The sequence below is a fragment of the Streptomyces sp. SID14436 genome (genome assembly GCF_010548465.1).
Classification (GTDB): Bacteria; Actinomycetota; Actinomycetes; order Streptomycetales; family Streptomycetaceae; genus Streptomyces.
Genome location: NZ_JAAGMD010000299.1, coordinates 1 through 11,623, shown reverse-complemented (window position 1 = coordinate 11,623; position 11,623 = coordinate 1). Strand labels below are relative to the sequence as shown.

Here is an 11,623-nt window from a genome sequence, read left to right as displayed (position 1 = left end):
GGGAGCCGTGCGGCCGGGCGGGCGGTGCCGGCACCGGTCCTGGCGTGGCCGGCGCGGCCCCGTGTGCGGGTCTCGGCGGCGACCAGTGCCACCGTCATCACCACCAGGACGACGCTGAGCGCGGCGGCCGGGGTGCGGTCGAAGGAGGCGCTGTAGGAGGTGTGGATGGCCCGGGTGAACGTGTCGTACCGCAGCAGGGAGACGGCGCCGAAGTCGGAGAGCACGTACAGCGCGACGAGCAGTCCGCCGCCCGCCGCGGCCGGCCGGAGCTGGGGCAGCGTGACCCGCAGGAAGGTGCGCAGGGGGCCGTGGCCGAGGGAGCGGGCGGCCTCCTCCTGGGCCGGGTCGATGCCGCGCAGGGCGGCGGCGACCGGCAGGTGGACGTAGGGGAAGCAGACGAGGGTGAGGGCGAGCGCGGCGCCGGTGAAGCCCGCGATCTCCGGCACGGCGGCCAGCCAGACGAAGGCGGCGACGTAGCTGGGCACGGCGAGCGGCAGGGTGGCCAGGACCGACCAGGCGCGCGCGCCGGGCAGGTCGGTGCGCACGGTGAGCCAGGCCAGGGAGACGCCGAGGACGAGGCAGGCCGCCACCACGACGGCGGTCAGGCCGAGGCTGCGGCCGAGGAGCTGGAGGGTGCGTTCGGCGGCGACGATGTCCCAGGCGTACCCGGGTCCGCGTTCGAGGGCGCGGACGGCGAGGTAGCCGAGGGGCAGCAGGGCGAACGCGGCGGCGACGCCGGCCGGGACGAGCAGGACGAGCGGCGGTCTGCGTCCGGACGGCCGGGCACCGCGGACCCCGCGGGCCCCGTCCGCGCGTTCGCGCCCGGCGGAGCCGAGGGCTCCGGCCGGGCGCGGGGTGACGTCGGGTGTGCGCACGGCGGGTCAGACCAGTCCGACGTCCTGGAGCATGGCCAGCGTCTCCTGGAGCGACTCCAGCTTGCCCAGGTCGATGTCCGGGGCCTCCAGGGAGTCCAGCGGCGGCAGGTCCTCGACCGAGCTGGTGACCCCGGCGGCCAGCGGGTACTCCTTGGTGGTGTCGGCGAAGTAGGTCTGCGCCTTCTCGGACAGCAGGTGGTCGACGGCCTTGCGGGCGCTCTCCGTCTGACCGCCGTCCTGGAGGATGCCGACACCGGCCACGTTGATCAGTGCCCCGGGGTCCCCGCCGGGCAGGAAGCGGAGCTTGGCGCCCACCTTGTCGGCGCCCTTCTCGGCGACCTGCTCGTACCAGTAGTAGTGGTTGATCAGGCCGAGGGAGACGTCGCCGGACTCGACGGCGTCGAGGGTGGCCAGGTTGTTGGCGTAGGTCTTGCCGTTGGCCTTCAGGCCCTTGAGCCACTCGCGGGTGGTGTCCTCCCCCTCCAGCACGCGCATGCCGGTGACGAACGCCTGGAAGGAGGCGTTGGTGGGCGCGAAGCCGACCTTGCCCTTCCACTCCGGCTTCACCACGTCGTGGATGCTGTCCGGGACCTTGTCCTCGCCGACCTGGCCGGGGTTGTAGGCGATGACGCGCACGCGTCCGGACACGCCCACCCAGTCGCCCGCGCTGCCGCGGTGGGCCGGGTCCACCTTGTCGAGGCTGGACTGCGGCAGCTTCGCCAGCCTGCCCTCCTTGGACAGGGCGCCGAGCGCGCCCGCGTCCTGCGAGAAGAACAGCCCGGCCTTGGTGCGGTCGCCCTCCTCCAGGATCTGCGCGGCCAGTTCGGCGCTGTCGCCGTAGCGCACCTCGACGTCGGCGCCGATGGCCTTCTCCAGCTCGTCGAGGATCGGCTTGACCAGCTTCTCGTTGCGCCCGGAGTAGATGACGAGGGTGGAGTCGCCGCTCTCGGCCGAGGCGGACCTGCCGTCGTCGGCACCGCAGGCGGCCAGGGCGGGGACGAGCAGGCCCGCCACCACGAGGGTGGGGATCCGGCCGGCCAGGGGGCGTCGCATGAGGTGCCTTCCTGCAGGGCTCGCCCCGGTGCGTCGCGGGTCGCGGCGTCGGCGGGCGAGCGGCGTGCATGGCTTTCGCCAGGAAAAACGTCGCTATTAGTAAGGTAAACCTTGCCTAAATTGTCAAGGGAGCAGGTCTCCTTGCGAACGCCGCCCGGCGAAAGGTTGCGCATCCGTGATCTCGCGCCCGGCGCCGCTCGTCGTCCGGAACGCTTTCCTCTGGGCGGGCGACGCGGGATCATTGGGTCTGACACTGTTGTTCGAGAGAGGTCACGGGGATGCCCGAGAAGGACGAAGAGGAGCGGGAGTTCGACATCAGGTGGGCGGACGACGCCCCGCACAAGGAGCCCTCGGCCCGCGCCCGGATGCTCGCCGCCCGCTGGAAGGACAACCCTCCGGGCCCTGTCCCCTTCCGCGGCGAACCGGAGCACCGCGGCTCGGCCGGCCGGTCCTCCTGGGTGTCGACGGTCGTGGTCCTCGGCTGCGTCGTCGGGGTGATCCTGCTGCTCGGATACCTCAACTTCCAGCCGTACTGACAGTCCGGCACTCCTGGCAGGCCGCCACTCCGGCGCTCCGGCGCTCCGGCGACATCAGTCGCCGCTCGGCCCTCGGGGAACGGGTGGTCCGGGGCCGGCACGCCACCGAGGGCGATCCGGCCCCCGGGGCAGGTGCCCCGGGGGCCGGAAGGGCGGGCTCGCCGGACGCCGGGCGACGGACGCCGGGCGACGGCCGGGTCAGCGGTTGTAGCGCATGAAGGCGCGGACCATGTGGCACGTGGTGTCGGACGGCGGGTGCACGCCGATCAGCTCCGCGGCGCTGCGGATCGTCTCGTTGCGTGCCTGGTCGGGCAGGTAGACGCCGGAGTCGAGCAGGGCGATGGCGAGGCGCATCGCCTTCAGCCGGCGGTTGTGCGTGACGTACCAGTGGCGGGGACGGCCGGGCGGCAGCGGGCGCTTCTCCACCGGCGCGCAGGGCAGCTCCAGCAGGACGGGACGCTTCGCGGTGGACTGGGTGGGCAGGGGCTTCGGCTTCAGGGCGGCAGCGGGCACAGGCATCCTCCTGTCGCGGTCGGGGCGCTCCCCGGGGTCCACGACGACCCCGGCGATTCCCTCGAACACTGCTTCCAGTGTACTGCCCGGCACTGACATTCCGAGGCCCGGAAAGCAGGTCAAACCAGCAGGTCAGCAAGGGAATTGGCGCCCTGTCACGGCAGGTTCGCAAAGGGCGCGGGAGACGGCTCGAATTCGAACAGAGGCGTCCGGCGGACCGGCGGTGATCCGGGGCGGGGCAGGCGTACGGTGGGGGGCATGGAGATCTGGATCAATCCGGCCTGTTCCAAGTGCCGCAGCGCCATCGGCCTGCTCGACGCCGAGGGCGCCGAGTACACCGTCCGGCGATACCTGGAGGACGTACCGAGCGAGGACGAGATCCGCGAGGTGCTCGGGCGGCTCGGTCTGGAGCCGTGGGACATCACGCGCACCCAGGAGAGTGCGGCCAAGGAGCTCGGGCTCAAGGAGTGGCCGCGGGACGCCGGTGCGCGGGACCGGTGGATCACGGCGCTCGCGGAGCACCCCAAGCTGATCCAGCGGCCCATCATCACCGCGGACGACGGCACCGCGGTGGTCGGCCGCAGCGAGGAGGCGGTGCGGGACGCGCTGTCCCGGTAGCGCCGCCCGCCCCCAACGCGGGTGTGACGCAGGTTACTTCGCGGACTTGGACCGACCGCTGAGTAACTCCGTTCGGTATCTCGTACATAGCGGCGTACGCTCCCCCACCTCTCTTCAGGAGGCGCGCATGTCGCGTAGGAGAACTCTCGGTCCCAAGAAGAAGCTGGCGCTGCTGCTGAGCGCGGCGACGGTGGCGGGAGGCGGCGCCTTCGTCATGGCGACGACGTCGAACGCCGCCCAGACGCCGACCGTCAAGTCGGCCGCGGACTCGACCGTGTGTCAGGGTCTGGCCACCGCGCTCGGCAACAACCAGAAGTTCATCGAGGGCCAGCGGGCCGCCCCCGACGCCCAGTCGGAGGCCCGGATCGCCAACCGTGAGGCGGTCATCGAGGAGATCAAGCGCAAGCAGGAGGCGTCCGGGTGCGCGGTGGGGGAGTCGGCTCAGGGCTCCCAGGCCGGCCAGCCCGCGGCGCCGTCCCAGCCCGCGCAGGACGAGCAGGCGGGTGGCGGCGGCGACGCCGCGCAGAACCCGGGCGGCGACGGTGCGGCGGCGGCCGGCGAGCAGGTGTGCAACGGCTCGACGGTCACCCTCTCCGGTGAGGCCGGCGCCCCGGCCGCGTCCAGCAACCAGTTCCCGGCCGGCACCAAGCTGAAAGTCACCAACCTGGACAACAACAAGTCCACGACGGTGGAGGTCACTTCCGTCTCCGGAAGCTGCGTGCTGCTCAACGACGCCGCCTTCGAGCAGGTCCGGGAGCCCGGCAAGTTCCTGATCCGCCGGGCCGTGATCGAGAAGGTGGGGTGACGCCCGGGCCGTCAGGGATTCCCCGGCGGCGGTCCTCTTCGGGGGGCGAGGCGTGATTCGGCCACGCCTCGGCTCAGGACCGCCGTCCCGCGAGGGCCCCGCCGCTCCGGCCAGGAGCGGCGGGGCCCTCGCCCGTCACGGGGCGGACGCCGCGTCTGACGGACGCACCGTATGCGGCGCGGGGCGGGCACATGCGGTGCCCATGGCCCTCCCTCGGTGGCCGGTGATCGGGGGTCGGCGGTCGGCGGTCGGCGGTCGGCGGTCGGCGGTAACACGGCATTCACCTGCGGGCAATGGACGGGAAATCGCCCGTTGTCAGGCTTCGGGCATCAGCGTGGCGCCCCCGGGGCGCGGCGCGGCAGCACCCGCACAAGCGCCCAGACCACCCCGAAGGATGTGGACCGTGAGCTTCAAGGCCGAGTACATCTGGATCGACGGCACCGTGCCGACCGCCAAGCTGCGGTCCAAGACGAAGATCCTGGGCGACGGCGACAAGGGCGCCGACCTGCCGGTCTGGGGCTTCGACGGGTCGTCCACCAACCAGGCCGAGGGCCACGCCTCGGACCGCGTCCTCAAGCCGGTGTTCGTCTGCCCGGACCCGATCCGCGGCGGCGACGACGTCCTGGTGCTGTGCGAGGTCCTGCACACCGACATGACGCCGCACGAGTCCAACACCCGGGCCGCCCTGGCCGAGGTGGCCGAGCGGTTCGCCGCGCAGGAGCCGGTCTTCGGCATCGAGCAGGAGTACACCTTCTTCCGGGACGGCCACCCGCTCGGCTTCCCCAAGGGCGGCTTCCCCGCCCCGCAGGGCGGCTACTACTGCGGTGTCGGCTCCGACGAGATCTTCGGCCGGGACGTCGTCGAGGCGCACCTGGACAACTGCCTGAAGGCGGGACTCGGCATCAGCGGCATCAACGCCGAGGTCATGCCCGGCCAGTGGGAGTTCCAGGTCGGCCCGCTGGCCCCGCTGGAGGTCGCCGACCAGCTCTGGGTGGCCCGCTGGCTGCTGTACCGGACCGCCGAGGACTTCGGCGTCGCCGCGACCCTGGACCCCAAGCCGGTCAAGGGCGACTGGAACGGCGCGGGCGCCCACACCAACTTCTCCACCAAGGCCATGCGCGAGGGCTACGAAGCCATCATCACGGCCTGCGAGTCGCTGGGCGAGGGCTCCAAGCCGCTGGACCACGTCAAGAACTACGGCTCCGGCATCGACGACCGCCTCACCGGGCTGCACGAGACGGCCCCGTGGGACCAGTACTCCTACGGCGTGTCCGACCGCGGCGCCTCGGTGCGCATCCCGTGGCAGGTCGAGAAGGACGGCAAGGGCTACATCGAGGACCGCCGTCCCAACGCCAACGTCGACCCGTACGTGGTGACGCGGCTGCTGGTCGACACCTGCTGCACCGCGCTGGAGAAGGCCGGCCAGGTCTGATCCGTGCCGTCCGCCGTCCGTGAGGGGGCGTCCGCCGTACCGGCGGGCGCCCCCTCGCGGCGTCGCGGGCCGGGCGGGTGTCCGAGCTGTGGGAACGGGCTCCTGCGGGCGGGCCGGGTCTGCTTCAATGGAGGCATGGCCAGCCACCGGAAGTCCGTCGCGACGGGTCGCCACGACCTCGAGCCCTTCTGGCCCTCCCGGCAGCACCACGACTTCGACCGGGTGTGTTGTCGCGCGTCGCACGCGCCGGCCCGGTAGAGCACACACCACCCCGGTCTCCCGGCGCGAACCGCGTACGTCCTCGACGGTCCGCCGCTCGTCGCGCGGCCGTCGTCCCTCCCGACGCACGTCGCATTCCTCGCGCGAAAGAGCTGATCCCTCATGGCGACCTCCCGTTCCCTGCCCTCCGTCACCGCCTCCCGCACCGTCTCCCCCGCCGCGCGCACCGCTACGGCGCCGCCCGCCCGCCCCCGGCACCGGCTGCGCGCCGTCGACCGGGACGAGGTGGTCACCGTGGCGGACCTGCTGCCGCCGGGGGCCACCTGGCTGCCCGCGCCGCAGCACACCCTGCCCGTCCTGCCCGGGCAGCCGCCGATGGTCGGCTACCTGGTGCTGGTCCCCGCCGACCAGCAGCCGCCGTTCCCGGTGCCCGTGCCGGAGGCGACGGACCGGACCGGTGCCGACGGCGCGGACGGCGCCGTTCCCGGCGGGGGCGACGACCTGATCCGCATCGACGCCGCCCGGCGCACCGCCTCCGTGGACGGCCGGGAACTCGACCTCACCTACCTGGAGTTCGAGCTGCTCGCCCATCTCGTCGGCCACCCCCACCGGGTGCACACCCGCGACCAGCTGGTCGGCACGGTGTGGGGCTACGGCCACGTGGGCGACGGCCGCACCGTCGACGTCCATGTCGCCCGGCTGCGCCGCAAGCTGGGGCCGGAGCACCGCGCCACCATCCGCACGGTGCGCCGCGTCGGCTACCAGTACGTGCCGCCGGCCGGGCGCTGACCCCGAGGCGCGCCGAATGCCTTGCCGGGCGCCCGCTGTCTGCCGTCTGCCGTCTGCTGTCTGCCGTCGGCAGAGTGCCGTTCCTCCTGACCGCCCGGCCGGGCAGAGTCACCGGCATGAGACTTCTGATGCTGGGCGGTACGGAGTTCGTCGGGCGGAGCGTGGTGGAGGCGGCCCTCGGCCGCGGCTGGGAGGTGACCGTCCTCAACCGGGGCCGGCAGGAGGCGCCGCCGGGGGTGCGGTCCCTGCGGGGCGACCGCACCGCCCCGGACGGGCTCGCCGCGCTGGAGGAGGCGCCCGGTGACTGGGACGTCGTCGTCGACACCTGGTCCACCGCGCCGCGGGCCGTGCGGGACACGGCACGGCTGCTGCGCGACCGCGCGGCACGGTACGTGTACGTGTCGAGCTGCTCGGTGTACGCGTGGGCGCCGCCCGCCGGGTACACCGAGCGGGCCCCGGTGGTGGACGGCGCCCGCGCCGACGCGGACCGCACCGACTACGCGCGCGACAAGCGGGGCGGGGAGCTGGCCGCCGTGGACGCCTTCGGCGCGGACCGGTCGCTGCTGGTGCGGGCCGGGCTGATCCTCGGGCCGTACGAGAACGTGGGCCGGCTGCCGTGGTGGCTGACCCGCATGGCGCGCGGCGGCCCGGTCCTCGCCCCGGGCCCGCGGGAGTTGCCGTTGCAGTACGTCGACGCCCGCGATCTGGCCGCCTGGATCCTCGGAGCCGCCGAGCAGGGGCTGAGCGGGCCGTACAACCTGTCGTCCCCGCAGGGCCACGCGACGACGGAGGAACTGCTGCGGGCCTGCGCCGAGGTGACCGGCGGGACGGCCGAACTGCGCTGGACCGAACCGGAGGTGATCCTCGCCGCGGGCATCGAGCCATGGACCGAACTGCCGGTGTGGGTGCCGCCGGGCAGCGAGGGGTACGACGCCCTGTTCGGGGCGGACGTGTCCCGGGCCGTCGCCACCGGTCTGCGCTGCCGTCCCGTGGCCGACACCGTCGCCGACACCTGGCGGTGGCTGCGGGGCCTCGGCGGCACCGTCCCCCGGCACCCGGAGCGGACCTACGCCTGGCTGGACCCGGAGGCGGAGGCGAAGGTGCTCGCACAGGCCGGCCGGGCGTAGGCGGCCGGCCGCGCCACGGGCGGCGCATCCTCCGCGAACCGGGACGGACCTCCCGGACACAGACAACCGGCGTGCGGGGGCCGTTGTCACGCTATTCACCCGTGGGGTCCGCCATTACCGGCCGTGGACGGTGATGGCCGACCCCGTCCCCCACTCCGGGTGGGTGATTCACAACTCCCGGTATTACAGGGCCTGTTGAAACCCCTGGTCCGTACGAAGTTGTCGACGATTTCCGGGACGGGTGAACACCCCCGAGGCGGCTCCCGTACTCAAGGGCGCCGCTTCACTCCTGTCGGGCGCCTCGATGCCCCGCAATGGGATGCCCCGCAAGGAAGTCAGAGGAGTTCCATGGGACGCAACACAAGAAAACGCCGTACGCCGCTGGCCACCAAGGCCATAGCCGCATCGGCGGCCCTAGCGCTCGGTGGGGGCGGGCTGATCTGGGCGAACTTCTACGCATCGGCGCACGAGAAGGCGCCGGACAACCGGACGAAACGGAACGTGTCGCAGGTCGTCACGATCTACTGTCCGGACGTGGGCCAGCAGCTGCGCAACGTGCCGGACCGGGCGCGTGGCGAGGTCGACGGCGAACTGGCCTCGATGGACCAGCAGATCACCGACGCCTACCAGCGCCTGGTCACCACGCGCCGCGCGCAGGCCGGGGACGCGAACTTCGTCCAGAACTCCATTCTGGGTCCGCTCAAGGACCGGCGGAAGGTGCTGCTCGACCGCATCAAGCTGCAGATCAACCGGGCCGGCGGCAAGGCTCCCGGCGACCTGGACCGGCTGGCCGGGTGCACCGGCCGCCCGGCCGGCGGTCAGAACGGCGGAGGCCAGAACGACGGCGGTCAGAACGGTGGCGGTCAGAACGACGGCGGTCAGAACGGTGGCGGTCAGAACGACGGCGGCCAGAACGGCGGTCAGGACGGCGGCGGTCAGCCGGACGACAACGGCAACGGTGTCGCCGGGCCGGTCGCGGACGACTTCATCAAGATCGAGGACGTCCAGCCCAACTCCCGCAACCTGCCGAACGGGCTGCCCGCCAACGGCGACAGCGGTTCCACCGGCACGTTCACCACGGACTGCGGGACCAACGAGAACAACCTGTTCAACAGCGACAACCTGATCGCGGCCCCGGGTGTCGGCAACGGCGCGCACCACGTGCACGACTACGTCGGCAACCAGGACAACGACGCGTTCTCCAGCGACGAGGACCTCGCCAACGCCGACACCTCCTGCCAGAACCAGGGCGACAAGTCGACCTACTACTGGCCGGTGCTGCGCCTCCAGGACGGCACCGAGGAGTTCGACGCCAACGACGAGGGCGGCGGCGCCGAGGGCAACATCGGCCGGATCCTCAAGCCGGCCCAGGCGCAGCTGAAGTTCGTCGGCAACAAGCAGGGCGACGTCGTCGCGATGCCGAAGTTCCTGCGCATCATCACCGGTGACGCCAAGTCCTTCGTCAACGGCACCGCGAACGCCAACACCTCCTGGAGCTGCACCGGCTTCGAGGACCGGCAGTCGACGGACAAGTACCCGCTGTGCCCCGAGGGCAGCCAGGTGGTCCGGACGTCCAACTTCCAGAGCTGCTGGGACGGCCAGAACATCGACAGCGCCAACCACCGGGACCACATGGCCTTCGTCCAGGCCGACGGCAGCTGCCCGAACGGCTTCCAGGCCATTCCGCAGCTCCAGGTCAAGCTGGTGTACGACATCCCCACCCCGACCATCGAGAACGGTCAGGTGCGGAACCCGTACGCCGTGGACAGCTTCCCGGAGCAGCTGCACAAGCCCATCACCGACCACAACGACTTCATCAACGTCATGGACGAGCAGCTGATGAACGAGGTGGTGGAGTGCATCAACACCGGTAGGGACTGCACGTAGTCCGCGGTTCCACCGCCTCACCGCACAGGCGGGAGGGCCGGTGGCGGGATTCCCCGCCACCGGCCCTTTGGTGTTTTCCCGTCCCGCGCGCGGGAGGCGAACGGCTCAGCCGCCGTGCCCGGCATGGCCGGAGGCGTGCTTGCCGTGCCCGCCCTTCTGGTCGCCGCCGTCACCGCCGCCGTGGTCCATGGTGCTGTGGTCGATGCCCTCCTCGACGTCACCGCCGAGCCGGCCCTGCAGGTCCTCCAGCACCTTCTCCTGGCCGACGACGACCCACTTGCGGCCGACGAGGTAGAGACCGCCGTAGTCCTTGGCCGTGTCGATCCACTCGCGCTGACCGCGGTCGGTGGCGAAGGTGGCGAGGATGTACTTCTCCTTGCCCTTCTTGCAGATCGCCTGGCGGATCGTGTCCGCGTCGGTCTGCATGTCCGGGTCGCACTTCGCCTCGGCGGCCAGGTGCTCCAGGCTGCCGGTGGCGGTGGGCGGAAGGTCCCGCTCCCCGTCGTCGCCGGCCCCGCAGCCCGCCAGCGCCAGTGCCGCCACCACGCCGGTCAGCGCGAGCATCGGTCGGGTCAGCCTCATGATGTTCCTCCGGTCCTTCCGGCGACATGCCGCACGGAGCCCCGGCGAGGGGCTCTCCGCCTCCGATACGGCTGAAACGGCCCGAGCACTCAATCCCGGTTCCGCGGACGGCCGGTCCGTGCGAGGGTTCTGCCCCGATGGGCACCGACTGGGAAGACCGCGTGACGGCCGCCTGGGCCACGTTCGAGGACCCCGGGGAGGACGAGGGGCCCGCCTTCCAAGCGGTGATCGACGCGCTCGTCGCCGAACTGCCGGACGGCAGCCCGCACGGCCCGCTCGAACGGGCCTGCGCCTGGGATTCAACGGGCCACTCGGACCGGGCGGTCCCGCTGCACCGCGAAGCGCTGGACGGGGGTCTCGCGGCGCGGCGCCCGTACAAGGCGCGGCGGGCGCGCATCCGGCCGGCCAGTTCGCTGCGGAACACCGGCAGGGCCGCCGAGGGCGTCGCCCTGCCGCGCCCCGAACGGGACGCTCCGCAGGACGAGTCGGACGACGCGGTGCGGGCCGTGCCGGCGGTGGGCCTGTCGGACCTGGGCCGTGACCGGGAGGGGCTCGCGCTCGTCCTGGAGGCGCTCACCGGGCATCTCCCCCGCTACCGGCGGTCCCTGGCCGCGTACGCCCACGGGCTGGTCGAGCCCGGACGGGACACGGCACCCGCGTCCGGCGGGACGTGACGGCACACGGTCAGGTGACCATCCTCGGGTTCGCTCGTTCTGCGGTATGTGCAGTCACAGGATGTCGCCCAGCGCCCCGCAGCCTCCGCGTCCGCCGGTCCGGCCGTCGACGTCGAGCAGGCCGAGGCCGCCCTCGTCGAGCACTACCCGCGCCTGGTCCGGCTCGCCCACCTGGTGCTGCCGCCCGGGTGGGGCCGGAGCCGGCGGGTGCTGGCGGCGCACGCCCTGACCCAGCGCGCGCTGCCCCGCAGCCGCACGGCCGCGCCCGTCATCCCGGCCCAGTCCACCGGCCGTGACAGCGACCCCGGGTACGCGCTGGTCCGGCTGAAGGTGCTGCGCACCGCCCTGGAGGCCGGCCGCCCGCTGCGGCTGCGGTCCTGGCCCAAGCGGGCCCAGCTGCCCGCGCTGCTGCCCCAGGTGTGGGGGCTGCGGCTGTTCCCGCGGCCGGGCGGTGCGGACGAACTCGCCCTGGACCAGCGCCTCGGCGAGCTGTCCGGGGCGGCGCGCGCCGCC

At 72.7% G+C, this 11,623-nt stretch carries 12 protein-coding genes and 1 pseudogene; 9 read left to right on the top strand and 4 right to left on the bottom strand.

The window, feature by feature from the left end:
• Positions 1-875 (bottom strand): ABC transporter permease subunit (locus G3I53_RS11045; RefSeq protein ID WP_164438286.1); only part of this gene is annotated, 875 nt, incomplete at its 3' end.
• Positions 876-881: 6 nt separating this feature from the next.
• A complete protein-coding gene (locus G3I53_RS11040; protein WP_164338158.1) occupies positions 882-1,928 on the bottom strand; it encodes an iron ABC transporter substrate-binding protein in 1,047 nt (348 codons plus the stop codon).
• A 278-nt stretch (positions 1,929-2,206) separates the two neighbouring features.
• Here G3I53_RS11040 and G3I53_RS11035 point away from each other — a divergent pair, with 278 nt between their 5' ends.
• Complete coding sequence (locus G3I53_RS11035; protein ID WP_164338159.1) at positions 2,207-2,464, top strand: hypothetical protein; 258 nt, start codon at positions 2,207-2,209, stop codon at positions 2,462-2,464.
• A gap of 198 nt (positions 2,465-2,662) precedes the next feature.
• Here the strand turns inward: G3I53_RS11035 and G3I53_RS11030 are convergent, their stop codons facing one another.
• Positions 2,663-2,977: a hypothetical protein gene (locus G3I53_RS11030; RefSeq protein WP_164338161.1), complete on the bottom strand. Its 315-nt coding sequence runs from the start codon at positions 2,975-2,977 to the stop codon at positions 2,663-2,665.
• 258 nt (positions 2,978-3,235) lie between these two features.
• On the opposite strand from G3I53_RS11030, the gene G3I53_RS11025 reads away from it, so the two are divergent.
• From G3I53_RS11025 to G3I53_RS11000, 6 genes are all read left to right on the top strand, one after another.
• Positions 3,236-3,595, top strand: a complete 360-nt coding sequence (locus tag G3I53_RS11025; protein WP_164338160.1) for an arsenate reductase family protein — start codon at positions 3,236-3,238, stop codon at positions 3,593-3,595.
• A 127-nt stretch (positions 3,596-3,722) separates the two neighbouring features.
• Positions 3,723-4,400, top strand: coding sequence for a hypothetical protein (locus tag G3I53_RS11020; protein WP_164438285.1), 678 nt, complete (start codon positions 3,723-3,725; stop codon positions 4,398-4,400).
• 403 nt (positions 4,401-4,803) lie between these two features.
• Positions 4,804-5,832 carry a glutamine synthetase gene (gene glnII, locus G3I53_RS11015; RefSeq protein WP_164337103.1) on the top strand — a complete coding sequence of 343 codons (1,029 nt, stop codon included), beginning with the start codon at positions 4,804-4,806 and terminating at the stop codon, positions 5,830-5,832.
• Positions 5,833-6,213: 381 nt separating this feature from the next.
• Positions 6,214-6,840, top strand: coding sequence for a winged helix-turn-helix domain-containing protein (locus G3I53_RS11010; RefSeq protein ID WP_164438284.1), 627 nt, complete (start codon positions 6,214-6,216; stop codon positions 6,838-6,840).
• A 116-nt stretch (positions 6,841-6,956) separates the two neighbouring features.
• Complete coding sequence (locus G3I53_RS11005) at positions 6,957-7,967, top strand: SDR family oxidoreductase (RefSeq protein ID WP_164334300.1); 1,011 nt, start codon at positions 6,957-6,959, stop codon at positions 7,965-7,967.
• A 348-nt stretch (positions 7,968-8,315) separates the two neighbouring features.
• On the top strand, positions 8,316-9,854 hold the full coding sequence (locus G3I53_RS11000) for a DUF1996 domain-containing protein (RefSeq protein ID WP_164438283.1): 1,539 nt from the start codon (positions 8,316-8,318) through the stop codon (positions 9,852-9,854).
• Between the two features lie 105 nt (positions 9,855-9,959).
• Here the strand turns inward: G3I53_RS11000 and G3I53_RS10995 are convergent, their stop codons facing one another.
• On the bottom strand, positions 9,960-10,436 hold the full coding sequence (locus G3I53_RS10995) for a hypothetical protein (RefSeq protein ID WP_164337264.1): 477 nt from the start codon (positions 10,434-10,436) through the stop codon (positions 9,960-9,962).
• Positions 10,437-10,573: 137 nt separating this feature from the next.
• Between G3I53_RS10995 and G3I53_RS10990 the strand changes: the two genes are divergently transcribed.
• Both G3I53_RS10990 and G3I53_RS10985 read left to right on the top strand, forming a co-directional pair.
• Positions 10,574-11,110, top strand: a complete 537-nt coding sequence (locus G3I53_RS10990; RefSeq protein ID WP_164337265.1) for a tetratricopeptide repeat protein — start codon at positions 10,574-10,576, stop codon at positions 11,108-11,110.
• A gap of 48 nt (positions 11,111-11,158) precedes the next feature.
• Positions 11,159-11,623 (top strand): annotated as a pseudogene (locus tag G3I53_RS10985) (hypothetical protein); the annotation flags it as partial.